Source organism: Pseudoalteromonas luteoviolacea NCIMB 1942, from assembly GCF_001625595.1.
In the GTDB taxonomy this organism is placed as follows: Bacteria; Pseudomonadota; Gammaproteobacteria; order Enterobacterales; family Alteromonadaceae; genus Pseudoalteromonas; species Pseudoalteromonas luteoviolacea_A.
In genome coordinates this window covers 56,359-80,632 of record NZ_AUXT01000210.1, presented here as the reverse complement: position 1 = coordinate 80,632, position 24,274 = coordinate 56,359, and the positions used below count along the sequence as shown (strand labels likewise).

12 protein-coding genes and 1 pseudogene are annotated in these 24,274 nt (G+C 42.6%); 6 read left to right on the top strand and 7 right to left on the bottom strand.

The annotated features are described in order from the left end of the window. Positions 1–45: 45 nt before the first annotated feature. Complete coding sequence (thrS, locus tag N482_RS21570) at positions 46–1,956, bottom strand: threonine--tRNA ligase (RefSeq protein ID WP_063379030.1); 1,911 nt, start codon at positions 1,954–1,956, stop codon at positions 46–48. Between the two features lie 232 nt (positions 1,957–2,188). Here thrS and N482_RS21565 point away from each other — a divergent pair, with 232 nt between their 5' ends. From N482_RS21565 to N482_RS21555, 3 genes and pseudogenes are all read left to right on the top strand, one after another. After that, positions 2,189–3,193, top strand: a complete 1,005-nt coding sequence (locus tag N482_RS21565) for an endonuclease/exonuclease/phosphatase family protein (protein ID WP_063379029.1) — start codon at positions 2,189–2,191, stop codon at positions 3,191–3,193. A gap of 48 nt (positions 3,194–3,241) precedes the next feature. Further along, positions 3,242–3,706 (top strand): DUF3010 family protein, encoded by a 465-nt coding sequence (locus N482_RS21560; RefSeq protein ID WP_063379028.1) that lies wholly within the window; start codon positions 3,242–3,244, stop codon positions 3,704–3,706. Between the two features lie 144 nt (positions 3,707–3,850). Continuing rightward, a pseudogene (locus N482_RS21555) lies at positions 3,851–5,695 on the top strand (ABC transporter ATP-binding protein). Here N482_RS21555 and N482_RS21550 read toward each other — a convergent pair. Further along, on the bottom strand, positions 5,679–6,281 hold the full coding sequence (locus N482_RS21550; RefSeq protein ID WP_063379027.1) for a TetR/AcrR family transcriptional regulator: 603 nt from the start codon (positions 6,279–6,281) through the stop codon (positions 5,679–5,681). The pseudogene N482_RS21555 and the gene N482_RS21550 overlap by 17 nt on opposite strands. Positions 6,282–6,606: 325 nt before the next feature. Between N482_RS21550 and N482_RS21545 the strand changes: the two genes are divergently transcribed. The 3 genes from N482_RS21545 to N482_RS21535 all read left to right on the top strand — a co-directional run bounded on the left by N482_RS21545 (position 6,607) and on the right by N482_RS21535 (position 13,035). Continuing rightward, positions 6,607–7,782 (top strand): efflux RND transporter periplasmic adaptor subunit, encoded by a 1,176-nt coding sequence (locus N482_RS21545; protein WP_063379026.1) that lies wholly within the window; start codon positions 6,607–6,609, stop codon positions 7,780–7,782. Between the two features lie 5 nt (positions 7,783–7,787). Continuing rightward, positions 7,788–10,961 carry an efflux RND transporter permease subunit gene (locus N482_RS21540; protein ID WP_063379025.1) on the top strand — a complete coding sequence of 1,058 codons (3,174 nt, stop codon included), beginning with the start codon at positions 7,788–7,790 and terminating at the stop codon, positions 10,959–10,961. 148 nt (positions 10,962–11,109) lie between these two features. Beyond that, entirely contained in the window at positions 11,110–13,035 is a 1,926-nt protein-coding gene (locus N482_RS21535) for a diguanylate cyclase (RefSeq protein WP_196765368.1), read from the top strand. A 64-nt stretch (positions 13,036–13,099) separates the two neighbouring features. Here N482_RS21535 and N482_RS21530 read toward each other — a convergent pair whose 3' ends face one another. From N482_RS21530 to N482_RS21510, 5 genes are all read right to left on the bottom strand, one after another. Further along, positions 13,100–14,236: an ABC transporter permease gene (locus N482_RS21530; protein WP_081228157.1), complete on the bottom strand. Its 1,137-nt coding sequence runs from the start codon at positions 14,234–14,236 to the stop codon at positions 13,100–13,102. Then, positions 14,233–14,967 carry an ATP-binding cassette domain-containing protein gene (locus tag N482_RS21525; protein WP_063379023.1) on the bottom strand — a complete coding sequence of 245 codons (735 nt, stop codon included), beginning with the start codon at positions 14,965–14,967 and terminating at the stop codon, positions 14,233–14,235. Before N482_RS21525 ends, N482_RS21530 begins: the two co-directional genes overlap by 4 nt. Continuing rightward, positions 14,967–16,463 carry an alpha/beta hydrolase gene (locus N482_RS21520; RefSeq protein ID WP_063379022.1) on the bottom strand — a complete coding sequence of 499 codons (1,497 nt, stop codon included), beginning with the start codon at positions 16,461–16,463 and terminating at the stop codon, positions 14,967–14,969. The genes N482_RS21525 and N482_RS21520 overlap by 1 nt, the downstream gene beginning before the upstream one ends. A 285-nt stretch (positions 16,464–16,748) precedes the next feature. Further along, positions 16,749–19,382, bottom strand: a complete 2,634-nt coding sequence (topA, locus tag N482_RS21515) for a type I DNA topoisomerase (RefSeq protein WP_063379021.1) — start codon at positions 19,380–19,382, stop codon at positions 16,749–16,751. Positions 19,383–19,637: 255 nt separating this feature from the next. Then, entirely contained in the window at positions 19,638–24,239 is a 4,602-nt protein-coding gene (locus tag N482_RS21510) for a hypothetical protein (RefSeq protein ID WP_063379020.1), read from the bottom strand. Positions 24,240–24,274: the final 35 nt, after the last annotated feature.

Genomic DNA, 24,274 nt, shown 5'->3' with positions numbered 1-24,274 from the left:
ACGTGCGGCGCCTTTGAAATAATGTTTTGCCGCACAGGTTCTAAATTAAACTCTGTTTTTGATTTCTTCGCTAATTTTAGCTACAAAGTCATCTACAGAGAATTTGCCAAGGTCTTCACCTTTGCGAGTTCTTACCGCTAACTCTTGTTGTTCGATTTCTTTATCACCAACAACAAGCAAATATGGTATACGTTTTAAAGTATGCTCGCGGATTTTAAAGCCAATCTTCTCATTTCTCAAGTCAGCACAAGCTCTTATTCCAAGTTTATTCAGTTTTTGTACAACTTCATGGACATAATCTGCTTGTTTGTCTGTGATATTCATGATCACAACTTGTTTAGGTGCTAACCAAGTTGGGAAGAAACCAGCATATTCTTCTGTCAGTATACCGATGAAACGCTCAATTGAACCTAAAATCGCGCGGTGGATCATCACAGGCGTCTTACGTTCGTTGTTTTCAGCAACGTAAGTAGCCCCTAAACGACCCGGTAGAGCAAAGTCTAGCTGCACTGTGCCACATTGCCAAGCCCGTTCTAGGCAATCATACAATGTAAATTCAATTTTTGGACCGTAGAAAGCGCCTTCGCCCGGTAAATAATCAAATTCAATGTCGTTTGTTTGAAGTGCTTCAGCAAGCGCCGCTTCTGCTTTATCCCACATCTCGTCTTCACCGATACGCTTCTCTGGGCGCGTCGACAACTTAACTACGATTTTTTCGAAACCGAAAGTTTCATATGTGTCATAAACCATTTTAATACACGATGACACTTCATCCATAATCTGTTCTTCTGTACAGAATACGTGCGCATCATCTTGCGTGAACCCACGAACACGCATTAAGCCGTGCAGTGCACCCGATGGTTCATTACGGTGACAGCAACCAAATTCAGCCATACGCAATGGTAAATCGCGATATGATTTAAGACCTTGGTTAAAAATCTGTACGTGGCCAGGACAGTTCATTGGTTTAATGGCATATTCACGCTTTTCAGACTCAGTTGTGAACATTGCATCTGAATACTTATCCCAGTGACCAGACTTTTCCCAAAGCCCTCTGTCCATCATTAATGGACCTTTTACTTCTTCGTAATCATACTCACGTAATTTTTCACGAACAAAGTCTTCTAATTCGCGGTAAATACTCCAACCATCGTTGTGCCAGAATACCATACCTGGTGCTTCTTCTTGCCAGTGCCAAAGATCAAGCGCTTTACCAATTTTACGGTGATCACGCTTTTCAGCTTCTTCAAGGCGTTTAAGGTATGCTTTAAGCTGCTTTTTATCAGCCCACGCAGTACCATAAATACGCTGCAGCATTTTGTTTTCTGCATTACCACGCCAGTAAGCACCTGCTACTTTCATAATCTTGAAATGTTGGCAGAATTTCATGTTAGGCACGTGAGGACCACGACACATATCAATATATTCTTCGTGGTGATACAAACCCGGACGGTCATCCTTAGCAACGTTTTCGTCAAGGATTTCCATTTTGTATGTTTCACCGCGAGTTTCGAACGTATCTCTCGCTTCATGCCAACTTACTTTCTTTTTAACCACATCGTAATTGGTTTTAGCCAATTGCAACATACGCTTTTCAATTGCATCAAGATCTTCTTGAGTTAATGAATGCTCCATGTCGATGTCATAGTAGAAACCATTGTCGATAGTAGGGCCTATCGCCATTTTCGCATCAGGGAAAAGTTGCTTAACTGCATGGCCGATTAAGTGCGCACATGAGTGACGAATAATCTCTAGTCCGTCTTCATCTTTAGCGGTGATAATTTCAAGGTTCGCATCTTGCTCAATGATATCACACGCATCAACACGCTCGCCATTAACACGCCCTGCTATGGTTGCTTTCGCAAGACCTGGGCCAATATCTTTGGCTACATCTAAAGTAGTAACTGGGTTTTCGAAAATACGCTGACTGCCGTCAGGAAGAGTAATTACTGGCATTTTTAATCCTATGTACAGTGGTGACACCTACGCCGCGTCACATGCATTTAACTTATCTTAATGTAATGTGTGCCCATCAACGCTTTTACGAATAAGCATTGGTTATTCAGTGGTATGCTAAATTTGACTGGGGTCTTACAATCCTGACGGTATTGTGACGTGATGCGTGACGAGTTGCAAGGAAAAGACTAAGATTAAATAGTCAATATTTATCAAAAAACGAGGAAATTATATGGTGCGACCAAAATCATTAAAATTTGCGTCTTTCAATTTACTGAATTTTGCAGCACCCCCATACGCGTTTTATCAACCAGAAGAATCCTACAGTGATACACAGTGGGTCACTAAAACACAGTTTATTACTGGTCTAATTCAACACATCGACCCTTCTGTGATTGTGTTTCAAGAAGTATTCAACCCAGATATTTTGGCTACACTTTGCGATGAATTAGGGTTAAAACACTTTGCTACTGTCGATACGCCCACTCAAGATCCAGTATATGCTAATGTGCTGTTTAACCCTGTTGTGGCCATAGCGTCAAAGATTCCATTTAAGCAGTGCAAACCACTTGAGCCCAGTCATGAGCTACTTGAGTATTTAAATAATCTAGGTCAATTTAAATTCAATCGCACTCCTATAAAGTGTACGTTCGATATTGAGGGGTTTGGTCCACTAACTGTCTATGCTGTTCACTTTAAATCACAGCGTGTTCATTCAATGGCACATATTTTGGGTGAACCAGATCAAGAAGACCCATTCTTAACCCTACTCAATCAAACTGTTGGTGCAATGCAATCGCAAATATCACGCTCACTTGAAGCATCTATTGTTTATTACGATGCCCTGAGAACTCAACGCGAAAAAGCTGCCGCAACACTCGTAATGGGTGACTTCAATGCACATATATCAAGCCCTGCGCTATCTTTTATGACGCAACAGTTTCCGATTGCAGTTGAGCCTTCTAAATTTGACAGTGTGGGGTTGTACGAAAGCTTCAGTATTTCAGATAACCAACTTGAATTTGATATCAAACCACCAACCCATTATTTTCAAGGGCAAGGCAATGTGCTCGATTATATATTAGCTTCTAAAGAGTTCTCTCCCACCCACCCTAACAGTAAGGTTGAAACCCTAACTTACTATAATTACGCCAGCCATTTAGATCCTAAAAGAGACGAAGAGGACATTCGCTATTCAGATCATGCTGCGATAGCAATAGAAATTACGATTAAATGAAAAAGCTATGCTATGATCGCAGCCAATAGATACAAATTGGAAAATATAATGAGAACATTAGGCGTAGAAATCACAGGCAGCGAAGCGATGCTTTGTCTTTTATCGAAAGAAAGCGACGTATTCGATATTCGTGACATTCGACAAACACGCTTTACTTTACCAAACATGGGCCAAGATCAAGAAACCATGCGCAAGTTTCACTTCGACTTAACAAAACTAGTCGAAGACTATCAAATAGACACCATTGCGATTCGCCAACGTGCGCACAAAGGCAAGTTTGCGGGCAGCGCAGCAGGCTTCAAAATGGAAGCGGCATTTCAACTTATTTCAGATACAGAAGTTCACTTATTGAATGCAACAGAAGTTAAAGAACAATTAAAGCGTAACCCTGTTCCTGTTGATTATGCAGATACAGGATTAAGAAAGTATCAAGAACAAGCATTTACTAATGCCTATGTCTTAATCATGCGTAAAACGTATGGTCATGACGAAGTTGAAGCTGAAGCTGAATAAAGCAAAGTTCTGACATTTTTGGTGGGCCAACTGCGCTCACCCCTTCCCTGCACCAATACGCTCCCCCTATAACGAACAAGGTGCAAAAGTTTCAAAAATTTTATATGTTTAACGTTCAATATGCTTTGCCAGCAAGGAACTGAGATGTTTAAAATATTTGAGAATTTTACGACCCCATTTCCTGCTCGCGATGCCCATTGCCCACCCAATACGTTTTTTGCATTCTGTCAATTTTACTCGAGAGGCATGATCGTTCCGTTGCTGATAGCATCGACTTGTTCAGCACTGCTTGCTATTTTAGAGGTCACTCTTTTCGGTTTTATGGGCACACTTGTTGATTGGATGCAATCTAAGCCGCCCGAACGACTGTTCTCAGAAAAGTCAAATACGCTGCTATTGATGGCAGCCCTCACCATACTTGGGATTCCAATAGTGGTGTACGTACACAGCTCTCTTCTGAATCAAAGTTTGCTTGGGAATTACCTAATGTCTATTCGCTGGCTATCGCACCGGTATTTGCTAAAACAAAGTATGTCTTTTTACCAAGATGAATTTGCAGGCCGTATCGCCACAAAAATGATGCAGGCTTCACTGTCAATTAGAGAAGCCGTTGTGCGATTGCTAAATGTGCTGGTATATATATTCGTTTATTTTACAGCGATCTTGGTACTATTTAGTATTGGCGATTATCGTCTCTTAATTCCTTTGATTGTATGGTTATTACTTTTTGTAGCTCTGCAATATTACTTCGTACCTAAAATAAAAAAGGCCGCGTCAGAGCAAGCAGGTGCCCGTTCTGAAATGACAGGCAGAATAATTGACAGCTATACAAATATTTCGATTGTCAAACTGTTTTCTCACAACAATCGTGAAGAGCAATATGTGAAAGGCAGCATGGATTCTTTCATGCAACCTGTCTATGAACAGATGCGATTAATTACCTGTTTAAATGTGAGCACTCAAATTATCAATTACAGCTTAGTGTTTTCTATCGCCACGCTGTCATTGATTCTGTGGTCGAGCAACACAATTTCTACCGGCGCTATTGCTGTTGCCATTAGCCTATCTTTAAGAATTACTGGTATGGCGCAATGGATCCGGGGTGAAATCAGTTGCCTGTTCGAAAACATTGGCACTGTTACCGATGGTATGAGCACACTCTCTAAGCCTATTGAAGTGCAAGACAAACCCAACGCTAAGGACTTAGTTGTTACAACCGCAGAAGTATCCTTCGATCATGTTTTCTTTGCCTACAAGCGACAAAGTCAAAAGACCTCCTCGTATGTTATCAATGATCTATCACTCAAAATTAATCATGGAGAAAAAATTGGAATTGTCGGCAGATCAGGCGCTGGGAAGTCAACACTTGTGAATTTATTGCTGAGGTTTTTCGACGTTAATAAGGGCAAAATTTCCATTGATGGTCAGCCAATTACAGACGTCAGCCAAAATAGTCTGCGACGACAAATTGCAATGGTGACGCAAGATACATCATTACTCCACAGAAGCATTCGCGACAACATTCTCTACGGTAACCCAGCAGCCGATGAGCAGGCCCTGACTGAGGCAATTAAACAAGCTCATGCATAAGAGTTTATAAAGGAGTTAGAGGACATACATGGCAATACAGGATTGGATGCACTCGTTGGCGAACGAGGCATTAAACTCTCTGGGGGTCAAAGACAACGTATCGCCATTGCAAGAGTACTTTTGAAAAATGCGCCTATTTTAATTCTGGACGAAGCCACATCCGCATTAGACTCTGAATCAGAATTGGCTATTCAACAAAACTTGGTCAGCTTGATGTCAAACAAAACAGTAATCGTAATCGCACATCGCCTTTCAACCATTGCTCAATTAGACCGCCTTGTTGTAATCGATGAAGGTGCCATCGCCGAGCAAGGTACACATCAAGAGTTATTAGATAAACAGGGGATCTATGCAAAGCTATGGGCGCACCAAACTGGAGGCTTTATTGGCGTGGACTAACGCCATTGCAAAATAGCCTACATGCCTGCGATATAAATTCTGAGAGCTGCTGTTCGTCAATTGGCGGTTGCCAGCGAATAGCCATCTCCCAAAAAGTCAGCCTTTTAAGGCCGCCCCAGAAAAAAGCAGCCGCAAAATGAGCATCACAATCACCCAAGCACCCTGCCATTGCGGCTTCTTCAAACCACAAAACCATCGACTTTTCGCAATCACTGAACTTTTCATTCAACCTCTGCGCCTGCTCTTCACTGCGCATGGATTCAATCATTACAATACGTGACAATCTAATATAATCTGGGTCGCTCAATAACCCTACAGCACTATTCGCCAGATGTTTGAGTTGCACTTCAAAATCATAATTTGGGATAAACTGAATAGCAGACAAAGGTTGGATTCTTTCAATAAGGGAAATTACGACCGCGTCAAACAAAGCTTCTTTGTTTGGATAGTGCTTGTATAGCGTACGCTTTGATACTTCTGCTTTTTGGCATATCGCTTCCATGGTCGTCGCTTGCAAACCCATCAATGCAAACTGTTCGATTGCCGCACTGAGTATCGCCTGCTTTTTGGCTGATAATTGTGTCATCAATCTCTCTCTTATTTATCAATTAACATAAGTTTAACCAATATTCGGGACAATAAAAAGTAAACCCTCGCGTTTATTAATAAAAATAAAAGTATACGATACCGTTTACCTTTCCACTTAACAAGTATACACTAGCGTTTACTTGTATAATTGTCGACTTTTTAGCCTTTACTTTGGTGTGAGGAAGGTATCAAATGACAAAGTGCCCACTAATTCATACTCAGTGAACTAGTTTATGCAAGGCAGTACGCTAAACTGAACAAAGACGCATCGTCTTTGCTGTTTAGTTTAGAAAGCATGAGATAAAATAGGATTTGGAGTGTTCATGTATCCAGCATCATTTAAACGCAAACTTAAACACCTTTCACTGACATTACTTACAGCAGGTATTATCAGTGGCTGTTCGGAAGCTCCCCAGCAACAGACTGGGTTTGGGATGCAACCAGCAAAAGTTAGCGTCACACACGTGACGACGCAAAGTGTTCCCTTCAACATTGAATTACCTGCAACATTACTAGGTGATAAAGAAGTTGAAATTCGAACTAGGGTTTCTGGTTTGATAGAGTCCAGAAACTTTGATGAAGGCCAATACATTACTGCTGGCCAGTCATTATTCACAATAGAGTTAAAACCTTTTCAATTAGAACTAGAAAAAGCCCAAGCTGACTTGCATGCAGCAGAAGCCAATGTAAAGCAAGCTAAAAGGGAGCGAGACAGATTAGAAACACTGAAAGATGAACGTTCCGTGTCCAAGCGTGACTTTGATAATGCTGTCTCAACGTACGACATTGCACTCGCTAACTTAGAGTCGGCAAAAATCGCTCTAAACGAAGCCAAGCTTGATTTAGATTATGCACAAGTAAAAGCGCCTGTTTCCGGAATTATTGGTCGAGAGCGAGAGTCTCAAGGCAGCTATGTTTCAGGGCCTACCGTTTTACTCACAGAGTTGACAGATACCAGCACAATGAGAGCACGTTTTGGTTTTTCTGAGCGAGAGCAGCTAGCCATGCGTAAAGATGTTGAATCAGGAATGTTAACACTACCTAAAAACAATGAGTTTGATGCGACCATCATATTGCAAGACGGTTCGATTTACGCTCAACAAGGTAAAGTTAATTTCTCAGATGTAAGAGTGAACCGCTTCACAGGCACATCTGAGCTACAAGCTCGTATTGCCAATCCTAATGGCGAATTAAGACCAGGCCAGTTCGTTCGAGTACAACTAAGTGGCGCAGTCAGAAGCGAAGCCATCGTGGTGCCACAACGTGCAGTTTTAGACAATGGCACTGGCAAGTTTGTTTATGTAGCAACTGAAAACGAAAAAGGTATGACCGTAGCGCTTCCTGCACCCGTTCAAGTAGGTGAATGGGTACAACTTAACGGTCAGAACATGTGGGTAATACGCTCAGGGCTACAACCTCAACAACCTGTCATCGTTGAAGGTATAGCGCGAATTTTCTTCCCTGGTATGCCGGTTAACGTAGCGGCTGAAGGAGAATAAGCCCTATGTTTTCTAAATACTTTATAGATAGGCCCATTTTTGCCTTTGTAATTTCAATTGTGATAGTACTGGCTGGTTTAGCCGCAATGCGAACCCTGCCAGTCGCTCAATATCCCGAAATTTCGCCGCCTCAAGTACAAGTTACAGCAGTGTACCCTGGAGCCTCAGCCGATGTGCTAGAGCAAACTGTTGCAGCGCCAATAGAAAATGCCATCACAGGTGTTGAAGGCATGATGTATATGGAGTCAATTAGCAGCAGCTCAGGTGCAACAACCATCACAGTCACGTTTGAGATTGGTACAGATGTTGACCAAGCAGCTGTTGACGTTAATAACCGAGTTAAACAGGTCGAGGCAAGATTACCTGAAGAAACTCGTAGACAAGGCGTTGTTGTAGCCAAGGGGTCTTCTAGCTTCTTGCAAGTACACGCTTTTTATTCGCCCGATAACAGTCGTTCGAGTTTATGGACATCTAACTATGTAACCATGAACATTTTGGATAACATCAAACGAATTCCTGGTACTACCAATGTTCAGATATTTGGCGCTAGAGACTACGCTATGCGTATATGGTTACGGCCTGATATTATGAGTCAACTGAAGGTCACTGTCGAAGAAGTTACGAGTGCTATTCGTGAGCAAAACTCTCAATATGCAGCGGGCAGCATCGGGGCGACACCAACTTCATCAAGCTCTCAAGAGCTAGTATATAGTGTAACGGCCCAAGGCCGACTTTCAACGCCAGAAGAATTTGAAAACATCATTATTCGTGCAAACTCTGATGGTTCAACCTTGAGACTCAAAGATATTGCACGTGTTGAACTGGGTTCTAAAGACTATAACTTCAACGGCACCATAAATGGTAAAGACGCGGTACTTCTCGGTATTTTCCTACAACCTGGAGCTAATGCACTGGATGTAGCCAATGAAGTAGAAGCTGAAATTGAAGCACTCAAAACACAGTTCCCACAAGGTCTGGCCCATTTGAATTCCTATGATACGACGCGCTTTGTTGAAGTGTCTATTAGGGAGGTTTTAATAACGCTTGGCGAAGCAATGGTACTTGTGTTCCTTGTTGTGTACCTGTTCTTGCAAAATTGGCGAGCCACGCTAATTCCGACTTTAGCCGTTCCCGTGTCTTTACTAGGCACGTTTGCTGGTTTATATATGCTTGGATATTCAATCAATACATTGACTCTATTCGGCATGGTTCTATCCATAGGTATTGTGGTCGATGATGCGATTGTTGTACTGGAAAATGTAGAGCGTATTATGCATGAACAACATGTTAGTGCTCGAGAGGCTGCCTATAAAGCGATGGAAGAAGTAAGTGGTCCGGTCGTAGCTATAGTGCTTGTGCTGTGTTCCGTATTTATTCCTATTGCATTTTTAGGTGGGTTGACAGGTGAACTCTTCCGCCAGTTCGCTATTACAATTTCTATCTCAGTAAGTTTATCTGGTGTTGTTGCACTCACCATGACCCCTGCTTTATGTGTGCTGATTTTAAAGCATGAGGACAAACAAACTGCCCGTTTTTTCTTATGGTTTAATGATTGGTTTACCCGTGTAACGGCTAAATACGTTGGCTCAGTAAGCTTCATGATCCGCCGAGGTGCCCTTGGCTTTATTTTAATGTCGACGATGATAGGCTCTACAATCTTCTTATGGCAAAAAACACCGGGGTCACTTGTCCCTGATGAAGATCAAGGGTTTTACATCAGCGCTGTATTTTTGCCAGACGGCACCTCTTTGGAAAGAACCACCGAAGTTACTAAACAGGTTGTAGAAGCGGCACAATCTAACCCTGCAAACGAAAACGTGGTTGCATTTACCGGCTTCGACTTTTTGGGAGGTGGCTATAAGAATAATGCTGCGACGCTTTTTATCACTCAGACTCATTGGGATGAGCGTGAAGTAGATACCAAATCACTGGTAGGTGAGCTATTTATGAAAACGGCGCATATCAATGAAGCGTTAGTTTTAGCTTTTAGTCCACCTGCTATTTTTGGTTTAGGCACCACTGGTGGCTTTGAATTCTACCTACAAAATAAAACAGGAGCCGATCCTGAGAAGCTGAAGCAAGGCATGCAACTGATGATGAATGCTGCGCAACAAAGCCCTATTTTGGGAGGGTTACAGACGCTTTGGAGACCAGATGCGCCTCAGCTTGAAGTCCATATGGACAGAGAGCAAGCAAGAGCGATGGGCGTGAATATCAATTCGGCATTTAATGCGTTAGCTGCAAATCTTGGTAATTACTATGTCAACGACTTCAATAAGTTTGGCCGCTCATGGCAAGTTATTTTATCTGCTGAAGCGCAGTTTAGAATGACACCTCAAGATGTTGGTCGTATTTACGTGAAAAATAACCAAGGCGATATGGTACCTATTTCAGCCTTTACTGACATTGAGTTTGCACGAGGCCCAGAAAGCTTGCATCGCTACAATAACTTATCTGCTGTTAAGCTGATGGGTAATGCGGCTCAGGGTTATAGCTCAGGTCAAGCAATTGCAGAAATCGAGCGTATTGCAGCGGAAGTGTTACCGCCCGATATGACTTTTGAATGGACAGCCTCAGCATTTCAAGAAAAGCGCAGCACGGGTACTACAGGGTTAGCATTAGGATTAGCGGTTGTCATGGTATTTTTGATTCTTGCGGCACTGTATGAACGGTGGTCGCTGCCTATATCCGTATTGTTAGCTTTGCCCTTTGGTACGTTTGGTGCTTTAGTATCGATTTGGATAGCGGGGTTAACCAATGATGTTTACTTCCAGATTGGTTTGGTTACCCTACTTGGTCTTGCAAGTAAAAATGCCATCCTTATCGTTGAGTACGCACTCATGAAATACCAACAAGGTTGGAGTGCAAGCACTGCGGCGCTTGAGGCTGCAAGGCTTAGGTTCCGTCCTATTATTATGACGTCGCTAGCCTTTATATTAGGTGTTGTTCCATTAGTACTAAGCTCTGGAGCTGGTGCAGGAGCAAGGCATAGTGTAGGTACTGGTGTTATGGGTGGGATGATGGCTGCTACTTTCCTTGCAGTGTTCTTTGTTCCCTTATTCTTTTATTGGTTAACTGCGCGTAAGTTCACTGAAAAACGCTCAAAACAGGAGCTCTCAAAAGAAATCGCGGAACACCATAAAACAGACCATACGGATACGCAAGAAGACCTTGTATAACTTGTAAACTATGAAATTAAAAACGCCAGCTTTGCTGGCGTTTTTATTAACACGACTTTCGATTACAAATCATAACAACTTACTGACTGTAAAATCACCTACCGATTATGTTAATATACGCAATTATCTTTATTTTAGGTCTGAGTTTTTGCACATTTTCGTTGTCTTATCACTGCTCCTTATTGCTCCCCTTCCCCTTTTGTCTTCGCCTCACTCAGAAAGTAGCTGGCAACCAATTTACGATAAATTAAGGGCTGACGATACTCGACTTGCTTTTCAGTTTTTGCAACAGCAAGTAAATACGCTTAAACCGGGGTCTGAGCGCATCTATGTAGGAGCAACGCTCGCGAGAACAGCAATAGCGCTGCAAGAAGGTAAATCTCTTGCAACCAGTATCCAATATTCAAATGACATCAACGACGAAATATTAAAGCACATCATTTCTGGGCTCTTATTTGCCCGCAAGAATGTCTATTCACAGACAATAGGCGAGTTCAAACAAGCAATTTCCAAGGCTTATACATTAGAAGACCCTGCCGTGATTGCCACCGTAGAACTTTTCTACATCAATGTAAAAATATCGCTCGCTAATTATGTCCAACTTACGCACCATATCAAAGAAGTAGAACGCAATATTCAGCAAATGAATAACCTCTTTTGGGGAGTCAATTCACTACACAATGTAAAAGCCCTCAATGCCAATTTTAATGGTGATCATGCAATGGCCATCGAAATGTACCAACAAGCCATCGCAAACACGGTGCATGAAGAAAATAAATCACCATACTACAATAACTTGGCATTAACGTATCTAGATTTAGGCAACTTTGTAGACGCAACTAAGTACCTAAAGAAATCTTTGAAATTAAGAAAGCAACAAAACAACCAATTTAAAATTGCTTTAACGATGCTTAACTTGGGAATAGTTGCTAGCCGAGCCAACCAACACGATGAGGCACTGACTTGGTTGGACAAAGCTTACCAACTTTACGTTGAGTTTGATAACGCTTACCGTAAAGCCTATACATTGGTACAAAAAGCCAAGGTTTATACAAAGTTAAAACAAACAACTAAAGCAACAAACGCAATCGATCAAGCTTTGTCACTTATCAGCGTCACCGACAACATAAACTTGATTACAGACATCCGCATTCATGCCGCTGAAAATATGCTTACTCTAGGTAAAGTGGATGAAGCCATAAAACAAGCACAAATTGCACATGACTTAGCAATGAGCGTCAACGACAAGGCACACCTAATTCAAAGCTTGGAGTTGCTTTCTGAGCTCACAGCAAAGCTCGGCGACTTTGAGCAAGCTTACCAATTCAACACCAAGTTATTGATGGAAAAAGAGAAATTGAATGCAAAAAAGAGTATGCAAGCAATGATCGCTCTAGAATCAGAGCTAGAGGTTACGGCCCAACAGTTAGAAAATGTGCGCCTTGAAAAAAGCAATAATTTACAGCAACAGCAAATTTCTCGGCTAGAAGAAAGGCAACAATATCAAGCTGTTATTATAGTATTCTCATTATTTTTGTTATTTTTGTTATTTTTGACACTGCGAGGCTATAGCAAACATAAGTATAGAGCACAACACGACAACTTAACCGGCGCATTGAATCGAGGAGCGTTTGTGAGCCGCGTAACACGTTTTGGTGCGCCTGCGCTAGGTAAGAAACATGGACTAGTACTATTCGATTTAGATCATTTTAAACAAGTTAATGATGTGTATGGCCACCCAACCGGTGATCTAGTACTTGAGCAAACAGCAGAGCTGGTAAATAATTTCTTCCCCAAAACAACATTGTTTGCGAGATTTGGCGGTGAAGAATTTATGCTGTTCATTCCTAACGTTTCGGATGTTGAGCTACATCAACTCACCAACCAATTTCGTGAAAATCTCAGCACGCATGAAATAACCAACGAAATGAAGAAAAAGCTTAATGTGACCGCAAGTTTTTCAACGTTGGCCTATCAAAATCACTTAAGTAATTTGAATAAAATTTATAGTAAACTTGATGTTGCGCTGTATGACGCTAAAAGAAGTGGGAGAAACCGCGTAGTTAAGGCCTAAGACTTAGTTCAGCGGTATTCGTGAGCCAACCAAGCCTTAACTTGGTTGGCTCAAGTAATAAATATTAAAGCCCAAAGACTACCTTTTCACTTTTTAGCATTCTGCTACTCAAAGCTGCAAAAATAGCAAAAAGACCCAGTGTACTGAATGAAGACAGTAAGACCTGCAATATAGGTAGCTCGTTGCCTTTAATGACTTCAATCATCGCGTACTGTTGTGCGGCAATCGGGATCCACTGAACGTAATCAGTACCAATGTCATACGTTGTCATCATGCTCAAGCCAATCGGAACAAATAGCACAAACGCAACATATGATTGCGCTTCTTTAAAGGACTTTGCCATGAATGACACAAATACCAGTAAGCTTGCCGACATTAGTGCAATGGGTAGTCCCAACAGCGTGCAAAATAAGATAAACATGACGTCAATATTAATACTAAATCCAAGCTGCTCCCAAGGTACCATGCCATAGGCAAATTTTGATACAACCAAAACCAACACCAACCCAATCATAGAGTAACTTGCAATAGCAGCTACTTTAGCCAGCACTATTTGAGTGCTGCTCAACGGGTGGCTAAGCAATAAAGCTAGTGAGTTACGCTCTCTTTCCCCAGCACTGGTGTCAATAGCTAAATTCATCGCAGAATAAAACAGTGCAATAATAATGGACAGCGTCGCTATACCTAAAAACATTCCGCCTTTTGAGTCAGGCGTTGCCTGATCTTGCGTTTGCACAGTTACGGCTCGCATAATGTTTGGATCTATCCCTCGGGAAATTAAGCGTAAACCGGCAACTTCTGAGTTATATCTTGCAAGTACACCTTCTAATCTTCGTACTGACTTGATCAATTTGTTATCTGATTTATCTGCAACTATAGTCACTTCTGCACTTTTTCCCTGCGACATATTGCGCAGGTATTTTTCGCTGATAATCAAAGTAATCGCTTTTACGCTACTAGATTCACCATGACTTATGTCATGCCCTTCCAGATAACGAACAAGATTAGGAGCCGAATCTGCGTTTTCGATGGTGATCTCTAGCGCCTCCGGTGAGCTTAACTGCTTTAATAACACTGTAAACAGTAAACACATAACAATCGGTGCTCCAATGGCGTAATACAGGCCAGCCATAACCGAACGCTTATCGCGGCTTGCATCCAGCATTTCCTTTTTATAAAGGACTTTAACCAAGTTCATCATGCAGCCAATCCCTCATCAGAACCTATCAGTGAAATAAATGCTTCTTCCAGCGTTTCTTTTTGAGTTTTTACGCAGAGCTCCTGAGGTGAACCTTGCGCTACAACCTTGCCCTTTACCATAACCACAACATGGTCACATAGTGCTGCAACTTCTTGCATCACATGGCTGGAGAACAGAACGCAGTGTCCCTGCTCTTTGAGAATTAACAAAAGCTCTCTTAAGATCCGCGTACTCATTACATCAAGGCCACGTGTAGGTTCATCCAAGATGATATTGGTTGGTTTGTGAACAATGGCTTGCGCGAGTGCCGTTTTCATTCTTTGCCCCTGAGAAAACCCTTGACACTTTCGGTCAGCAATATCATTCATTTGTAACTTATCGAGCACTGTTTGTGTTGCTGATTTGGCCTCGTGTTTACTCATTCCACTCAATTCAGCAAAAAATTGAATATATTCTCTTGGAGTCAATCGCTCATACAAACCGCAAGGATCTGGAAATAGACCCAACTGTTGTTTTGCCAGCATAGGCTCTTTTGCTACATTCACATCATCGATAGAGGCTACGCCGCTGTCGGCTTGCAACAATCCAAATACTGTTCGTAAGCAGGTTGTTTTCCCCGCACCATTTGGCCCTAGCAGGCCTGTAATTTTACCATTTTCAGCCCGAAAACTTAGGCCATTCAAGGCTTCTACATTACCGATTTTTTTCTTAAGTTCAGTAACCTCTATCATTACAGCTCCTCGCTAACTTGACTGGTAACAGGTCCATTGATATTCATGAAATACTGTTTCGTATTGTCTTTTTCAAGACACTCTATATCTAGGTTTTCAAAGGAGCGTGTATCTATAAATTTACCGATGAGCTTGTTAGCGCACGTCTGTGCAGCAACACCATGCGTTGCTGTTGGTGCAATCAAGTGTTTGGCATTCTGCATATTCACCATAGCTAACTCCGCCCAACTAGGCGGAGTCGCAGGGTCTAAACCGCCCGATAGCAACATCGTCGGGACTTTTGTATTAAGCGGCTGATAGAATTCTGGATTAACCGGTTTGATCTGCCATAGCGGGCAACTTGCATCAAGAGAATCAATCATAAGTCGACCGAAATATGATGCTCTATATTTTAATCTGTTTTCACCTGTTATATTCGGCCAGTCTTCTGCGCAAGTAATTGCACTATGCATACCCATGGCAATCGAGCCAAATGTGTTTTCGTTGCCAAGTAAACCAACCAAGGGGTCATAGTTGCCTCGGTGTGCGGCATCAATAACTAGTGGAACAAGCGTCCGTGTAGTATGACCATACAGAGCCATCCGGATAGCGCCGCGTAACTTGCTCTCTGTAATCACTAAATCAATTGATTCAAATGTACGAGGGTGCCTGACTGAAACTTGAATAGGTTTCTCTATCAGCTTAGAGGTGAGTGCATTGTACTTACTTTCTAAACCCGGGTACTGCGCTTTACAAATATGATCTTCGGCACAGCGCTTAAACAAAGCTGCTAATGAATCGTCAATGGCTTCGCCAATAGCAACTAAACTTTGCTGCATTGGTACTACCCCGTCAAGCACAGCTGTTGCAACTGAATTTGGGAATTGGCGCATATATTCTTGGGCAATACGTGTCCCATAAGATGCACCATATAAATGCAACGTTTCGTAACCTAAAGCAATACGTACAGCCTCAAAGTCACTTGCAGCAGCTACGGTCGTGTAATGAGATAAATCGGCGTTTAGTTTACTGATACAAGCCTGCGTTTCTTCTTTCGCTAACTTAAATAAAGATACAGCTTGATCATCGAAAGCAAACTGCTCTTTTAAATTGTCAGTATCACACTGGAGTAGATTGGATTTACCAGTTCCCCTCTGATCTACAAGAATAATATCCCTATTTTCACGAGCATAACGTAAGTTGCGCGCGAATATTGGGGCAACTTCTATAGCAGATTGTCCGGGCCCACCAGCAAAAGCCAATACAGCTTCTGTTGGTTTCGTTTCTTTGATAGCCGGGATCACCGCGAAGTGAATTTCAATAACCCCCTCGCCATCTTGTTTTGAAAGTGGCTGACTTATCGCCCCACACATAAGCCTATCTTCTAGGCCGTCAACGTAGCAAGGTGTAAGCACTTTTTGATTTTGTTGTGCGTGCGCTAGGCCTGAACACGCTATGGCAAGAGGAATTAAGCAAGACTGCATAAGCTTAATGAGCGGTTTGCCGTACTTATTCATTAATTGTTTCCTTTATAAAATCTACAGCAAACCTACTAGATAGCGGTAGATAAATGAGTGTATTAATCAGTTAACACAATGCGCGTTAGGATAGAGGTCGAGCTTTTACGTGTCAATAACAAGCGTACCCAAGTACAGTACACTGCTATTTTTATCGCGAATTAAGTAACTTAGAGGGAGTTTTAGCTAAACAACGTTTGTCTAAGGCGTCGATGACAGCAAGCAAACTGCTGCGTAACCCTGACTAACAAAAGTAAAAAGGCCAGCTTTAGCTGGCCCTTGGTTTTATTTCTTGCGTTTCTTTTCTTCTTCTACCCACTTGCCTTCAGCGTATGTCGCTTTCCAGCCCGTCGCCTTGCCATCCACTTCTGTCATGACATATTGCGACTTGGTTTTACGCGAGTATCTTACAACAGCCAGATTACCATCGCTGTCTTTTTCAGGCGCATCTGCTAAGTAATAGAATTTCGGAGAAATACGGTCTCTAAATCGCTTCAACTCAGCAACTTTTGGCGCTCTCGTCTCACGAGATTTAGGAAATGTGTGCGCTGCCAAGAAAATACCTGACGCACCATCTCTCAATACAAAGTGGGCATCAGACTTTTCGCACTCTAATTCAGGCAGCTGTACTGGATCTTCCTTCGGTGGAGCTGGTTCACCACTTTTAAGAAGCTTGCGCGTATTCTTACACTCTTCATTAGTACAACCAAAGTATTTACCAAAACGGCCAGACTTAAGCTGCATATCAGCACCACACTTATCACAATCAATAACTGGACCATCATATCCTTTTATTTTAAATGTGCCTTGCTCAACGATATAGCCGTCACACGCTGGATTATTACCACATACGTGGATTTTACGCGTTTCATCGATTAAGTAAGAGTCCATAGCGGTTTCGCATTTTGGACAACGCTTCTTCTGCCTCAAGCTTTCTGTTTCTGCGTCTTCTGTATCCTTATCAATGGCCTCATCACCCGAGATAAGGTTCATTGTTGTTGTACAGCGTTCTTTAGGCGGTAAACTGTAACCCGTACAGCCTAAGAACACACCTGTTGACGCAGTACGGATACCCATTTTTCTGCCACACGTAGTACAGTCGATGTCAGTCTCGACCATTACGTTTTGACGCATTCCACCTTCGACTTCTTCTTTTCCAGCAAGTTCTAATTGCTCAGAAAAATCAGCATAAAATTTGTCGAGTACTTGCGTCCACTCCCGCTCGCCTTCTGCGATATCATCCAAACGACCTTCCATCTTCGCAGTAAAGTCAAAGTTCATAAGGTCGTTGAAGTTTTCAACAAGCCTATCGGTGACAATTTCACCCATTTTTTCAGCAAAGAAACGTCTATTTTCGACTCTAACGTAGCCTCGCTCCTGAATGGTTGAAATAATTGCAGCATATGTAGAAGGACGACCGATGCCACGTTTTTCTAGCTCTTTGACTAAACTCGCTTCACTGTACCTTGCTGGTGGCTTAGTAAAGTGCTGCTTAGGATCTAGGTTAACTAAATCGACATTATCCCCAACCGTTACAGCTGGTAATGCTTGCTCTTCTTCAGTCTTCTTACGTACAGATGGTTGTACTTTAGTCCAACCATCAAAGCGCAATACACGACCACGTGCTTTTAAGGTGTAATCATTCGCACCAACAGTAATGTTGGTCAAGTCGTATTCTGCTGGCGTCATTTGACATGCAACAAACTGTCGCCAAATTAACTCGTACAGCTTTTTAGCGTCAGCATCGACACCTTCAACATGTCCTGACAGTACATTAACGTCAGAAGGTCTGATGGCCTCGTGTGCTTCCTGTGCATTGCCTTTTGCACTGTATTTAATTGGTGCATTAGGAAGGTACTTATCTCCGAAGTTACCTTGGATGTAGTCTCTACACATCTCAACGGCATCATTTGATAGATTGGTTGAGTCTGTACGCATATATGTGATGTAACCCGCTTCGTATAGTCGCTGAGCCAACATCATAGTTTTCTTTACGCCATAGCCAAGTCTCGTACTTGCAGCTTGCTGCATTGTCGATGTGATGAAAGGTGCACTCGGCTTACTCTTGCTTGGTTTTTCTTCAACTTTAACAACAGACAAGCTGGCATTTTCAATTTCTGAAACTGCTTTTAACGCCTGTACTTCATTTACTGGCTTAAATGCTTGACCTTGGAATTTGGTCACTGCAAAGCGGACATCTGTCGTGGCTAGTTTTGTATCTGCGTGAATGTCCCAAAACTCTTCTGGGATAAATGCTTTAATTTCTCTTTCACGCTCTACCAAAAGCCTTACTGCAACTGACTGAACTCGTCCAGCAGACAGGCCTCTTGCCACTTTTTGCCAAAGCAGTGGTGATACCATAAAGCCAACAACACGGTCTAGGAATCGTCTAGCCTGTTGTGCATACACCATATCTGTATTTAATTGACCCGGTGCTTCAAACGCTTGAGTGATCGCATTTTTGGTTATTTCGTTAAAGACTACACGTTTGTACTTTGATGCATCGCCACCAATGATCTCTTCGAGGTGCCACGCAATCGCTTCCCCCTCTCTATCCAAATCGGTTGCGAGATAGATGTGGTCAGCATCTTGCGCAAGCTTAGTAAGCTCTTGAACAACTTTCTCTTTACCTGGTAACACCTCATAGTGTGGTTCCCACCCTTTTTCGGGGTCGATACCCATTCTTGCAACTAAATTGGCGTAGTCTTTTTGTTTGCGGTATGCCGCCTTTGCTTCAGGAGACATTTTGCGTACTTCAGCCGGAGATTTGGTTGCAACACCTTTGGTTTTACCTGCCCCTGACGTTGGTAGATCACGAACATGACCTACACTGGATTTAACAATGTAGTCTTTGCCCAAATACTTATTAATAGTTTTGGCCTTTGCGGGAGACTCTACGATTACTAGCGATTTGCCCATATTTGCCTATTTTTACTAATTCTGTCTGTTGTGCCCTATTGGGCGTTATTATTTATAGGTATATCCACAAACACCTATTGTTACAAGCTTTTCATTCTAACTTTTATCTGAACAGCGATTAATTAAGCAATTTTTGCTCTAAATTTATTCAACTGTATCTCTGGACTTGTTAAAAAGGCGAATATAGCGGATATGTGAGGAAATTCAAGCGTTAATAAAAAAGGGCCCTAAAAAAGGCCCTTTCATTTATCAAACTTAACCGTTGTCTCGTATAGTGATTGTCTTTGTCCTGACAATAGTTTCACCATCATTTAACGGATCAGGGATTGTAAATGTTACAATCAAATTTCCTTCGGTAAGGTTATTTGCGGCGTTTTCCGGCGTCACCCTTACAACAGCTTTGCCTCTCTCTACGCCACCACTGGCGTATACTGTGCCGACTAACTCTTGAACAGTAATCAGGCCATTCTCAGTTGTAATGTTGATTTCTGTGCCTACGGGTAAGCTATTTCCGTAAATATCTGAGTAGTATATCTCGACGGTTACTAATTCAGTCTCATTATTCTCATCACCATCAAAATCGCTTAGTACGATTTCGTTTATGTCACAATAGTCAGAGCTTTCAGTTGCTTCTAACCCGAGTAACCCGCGCACAGGTAATGTCTTGATTTCATTATCTGGACCTACAGGTCCCACAGGGTTCGTACACGCGGTGTTTACACCATCAGGCTCATCAACAAAGTGTGATTTATTTACAACAAATCGCGCATAAACTTCATCACTTGATGCAACAATTTCAAACTGCTTGCGTATATCAACTAAATCCTTGCTACACTGTCCAGCGGCTTCAGCAGCTTCTCCGCAAAGCAATCCGTTGTATATGCCTGTGGTTGGATCTGCGGGTACACCATCATATAAGCCATTATTATTTGCATCAAGGAACGATTCATTGTGCCCACCATTGCTCAGGGTTGGTTCACAGGGATCATTTTCCACGCCATTGCTTGCATCACACTCTACAGCGTCAAAAACACCATTTTCATTAAAATCAATAAAAGCCTCAGGCAAATCATCGTTAAGCGGCTGGAATTCACCGATATCAAATATACCGTTTGTTCTTGTTACAGTGTCCGACGACGGCTTATCGTGGAAGTTCTCTTGACCTTTAGTTGTTGCCAAAATCGTAACGCGCGCACCTCTTACCACCTTTCGAGTCCCGCCTCCTGGCAAGTCAACCTCAGTTGGGAAATCTCCAATACATGGAGCTGGCTGACCTTGATAGGTGTCACAAACATCACTGATTTTGTTTTCCCATTTATCTTCGGTAAATGGGAGTGTGCCTTGCGCTCGCCACTGCACATTACACACGCCTTGCTCTGCAAAACATTGATAAGTTTCTGCACCACCAGTGCCATCTATGTTACCTACAACGCCGCTCTCAGCAAGGACATTGGCAACTAGATCATCTCTTGTTAACTGATTAAACTGATCACCAAAAAAGACGCTAATGTTAGTGAACACACCTACATAGTTTTGTGCGTTTATAATTGCATTCTCAGGCGCAGCATCAAAGCTGTCCTGATCTGGTACGCCTGAAGACAGAATTACACCAGACGATACAGCGTTCACTTGCTCGTCCCCTGAGATTAAAACAAATCCATTGATACCGTCGGGTAACTCACAAAACTTTAGCGTTGGATCTGCTGTACATTGCGTAATTTTAGATTGCCAGCAAGTTGGAAACTGATTGGTCAACGCCGCTTCTGCTATTTTATCATCTGGCAGGTAACACGCTTCAACAACAAGTGCCCCAGGTATCACCCCCCCTTCAATGAGGGTTTTTACTTGTCCATCGCCGTCGGTGTTACCTTTATACGTGGTCAAGTCAGCACGACCGGTTAAATCTGCAAACCTAAACTCCACTTGCTTTTGCATCAGAGGTCGGTTGTCAGTGTCTATCAGCTCAAAAATTATTTCAGAAGTAACCGCTACACTACCAGTTGCTGGTGGTAAACCAATAAAGCGGTTACTCGCGCTAACATATTTTAAAGACTGTACTGGTGCATCATTTACGAAGAAGTTATATGACGCAGGATCCGCCGCTGAAATGCTCGCAGTAATTGTGTCATTACCTTTACAGCCACTTGCTCTATATGTCGAGCTCGCAAGACCTCGCTGCGTACGTACTGGATTATCCAACGTCGCTAGTGGATCAGTGGGCTGTTGGCTGACACAGATAGATGAAAAGCCAACATCAACAGGCTGTGTATATAGCGAGCTTTCAGCAAAATCACTTTGCGTAAAAACTTTTGCAGTGATGATAAAGCTATCGCCTGAGTCTAATTCAGGCAGCGTCTGACCTGGCGTAGTCGATGCTGGCAAGTTAGCCGTCAATTGCAAATATAGCTCTTGGATACCCACGGTAAAGTTTTCTGAAGCCGTTTCTCCGTCAAATAACACCGTTACTGTGCCCGCACCATCACTGTCGCCAGGCTGAAGCTTTAACAAGGCAATGCCATTGACATCAGTCAATACCTTTCCAGAATTCGGTAATACTTGGCCTTTATCACTAACAACTTCAATGATTTGATTGTCAATTTCTTTGCCGTCGCTGGTCACTTTGCCTAGTTTGATAAACAGCTCAGGAATAACACTTGAGTCAACGCTGGTGACTTCTGTACAGCCGCCCTCAACAGGGTCAATTTCGTTGTCCGGGTCATTTCTTACTGCATCCCACCCATCGTTACAACCTGTTAGGAGTCGAATATCAAAACTATAATTGCCGTCTATCACAACTGCGTCACCCGCAGAGTGGAAAATCACTTCATTGGTACGCAGGCTTTCATACTCAGCATAGACTTGTCCAACACCACTTACAGTGGTTGCCAAAAGGCCAACTTGTGCCTGACCCAGAGCATTGGTTTCCGCACGACCGCTTTCTGGGTTCATCGTTGCGACGTTATCTACAGTAAAAGTCACTAAAGCATTTGGCACCGGTGCACCATCTTGTGTTAATGTCGCTGTGACAGTACCGGGTTTAATTCTAGAAATTTGATTACCTGCATTGATATCATTGTTTGAATCATCCTTGATAGAATCAATGACTAGTAGCAGGCCACCATCTCCAGTACTCTCAAAGTTAAAGTCTCGAGACACCGCTTCACCTGCAGAAGAGGTAAATGTCGCCGTTATGGTTCCCGCCCCTTTAACAGAGTTATCCCTCAGAATAATAGTTGCCACGCCAACAGCATCAGTCAAAACGGAGCCTGACGTAGGATCAAGTGTACCAAACGAATTAACAGTAAATTGAATTCGTTGATTCTCGAAAGGTAGACCGTTTTGCAGTAAGGTGGCTTCTATAGTCAGAGGCGAATTGCCCGATAGCTCATTGGTCTCATCGCCTGCAGTATTCTTGCCTGAAATCGTTAAGCCAAATGCTGACGGTGTGTAGGATGGGTCACCACTAGTGTGGTAGATGTAGTTTTGAGAGACCGTCCCATTCGTGGTTGGGTCTGTAAACGTTGCTGTAACTTCCGCAAGACCTGTCTCCTGAGTCGCAATGAGGTCTAACTTCGCCTTGCCATCCGCTTGCGTTTCAACTTCACCATCTGCCGGAACAGTTACTGCCTTTCCACCATTTGTTACAGTAACGATGCCATTAGCCACTGGTGTGTTATTATTTGTCACCGTTATTTCTACTCGCCCAGGCTTGTCAGCATCAATTTTATTATTGATATCAATAGCCTCACCAGCATCATCTTTAACGGTTAGTGTCATTTGTAGTCCGCCATCACCGGCACTATTAAATGTAAATGTGCGGCTTAACTCTTGGCCATTTTCTATCGTATAGTTTGCTATGACATTACCTGTTCCAGAAACATTATTTTCTAATAAAGCAACAGTAACAATCCCTTCATTATTCGTTTTCAATACATTTGTAGCAGAGCTCAGCAATGCTTTATCAACAACAAACGTTAATGGCGCATCAGCAACGGCTTTGCCATTTAGAGTCAAAGAAGCTCTGATGGAAATCGGAGTATTAAATGAAAGCTCGCTGGTTTCTTGCCCTTGTGCGTTTAACCCGGCTATCAACAACTCGTAAACTTCAAGCCCAAAGAACTCATAACCATCTGATTCATATGACAGAGTTTGAGTGGTTCCTTCATATTCTGCTGTGATTTCGCTGGCACCAGTTTGCTGTGTTGCGTAAACCTCAAAGCTCGCTTGTCCATTACTATTTGTAACAATCTTACCGTTACTGCTGGTGTTCAACAGTTCGTCAAATGTAAAAGTAATGATTTTGTCTGCGATGGGTTGCCCATTGTCGGTCAACGTTGCCATTACTGTTGCAGGCAATTCGCCTGAAAGTGGGTTTTGAGCGTTTATGTCGTTGCCTGAACTATCTTTCATAGCCACGGCTATTTGGATCCCCCCATCCCCTGCCGCGGCATACTCTATGCTTTTTGAAATGGTTTCACTATTAACATCAATAGAAGCTTGGATTGTACCGGCACCAGCGTTACTATTTGCAACAATACCAACTACTGCAATCCCCTGACTATTTGTCAATGCAGAATCAGCACCATTAAACTCAGAGAATTCATCCCCAACAAATTTAACGAGCTTGTCTGCTAGAATTTGGCCATCTTTTGTTACTTTGGCTTGAACTTGAATCGGATTACCGACACTTAATTCTAATGTGCCGCTTTGCGACTCTAGGCTAAGCTCCAACGCATAATCATCTGTGTCGTTGCCACTACCATCACCTGAAGAGTCTTGTTCGATTGAACCCCCGCCGCCACAGGCAGTCAGAAGGAATATCATAAATATGGTGCTAAACCAACGCATTGAAAGCATCCGCAGTTCTCCCTCGCACAATTTTAAATTAGAGT

Coding starts and splice junctions, on each gene's coding strand:
- thrS (WP_063379030.1), bottom strand. CDS start 1,956: ATGCCAGTAATTACTCTTCCTGACGGCAGTCAGCGTATTTTCGAAAAC.
- N482_RS21545 (WP_063379026.1), top strand. CDS start 6,607: ATGTATCCAGCATCATTTAAACGCAAACTTAAACACCTTTCACTGACA.
- N482_RS21530 (WP_081228157.1), bottom strand. CDS start 14,236: ATGATGAACTTGGTTAAAGTCCTTTATAAAAAGGAAATGCTGGATGCA.
- N482_RS21550 (WP_063379027.1), bottom strand. CDS start 6,281: ATGACACAATTATCAGCCAAAAAGCAGGCGATACTCAGTGCGGCAATC.
- N482_RS21510 (WP_063379020.1), bottom strand. CDS start 24,239: ATGCTTTCAATGCGTTGGTTTAGCACCATATTTATGATATTCCTTCTG.
- N482_RS21525 (WP_063379023.1), bottom strand. CDS start 14,967: ATGATAGAGGTTACTGAACTTAAGAAAAAAATCGGTAATGTAGAAGCC.
- N482_RS21520 (WP_063379022.1), bottom strand. CDS start 16,463: ATGAATAAGTACGGCAAACCGCTCATTAAGCTTATGCAGTCTTGCTTA.
- topA (WP_063379021.1), bottom strand. CDS start 19,382: ATGGGCAAATCGCTAGTAATCGTAGAGTCTCCCGCAAAGGCCAAAACT.
- N482_RS21540 (WP_063379025.1), top strand. CDS start 7,788: ATGTTTTCTAAATACTTTATAGATAGGCCCATTTTTGCCTTTGTAATT.
- N482_RS21565 (WP_063379029.1), top strand. CDS start 2,189: ATGGTGCGACCAAAATCATTAAAATTTGCGTCTTTCAATTTACTGAAT.
- N482_RS21560 (WP_063379028.1), top strand. CDS start 3,242: ATGAGAACATTAGGCGTAGAAATCACAGGCAGCGAAGCGATGCTTTGT.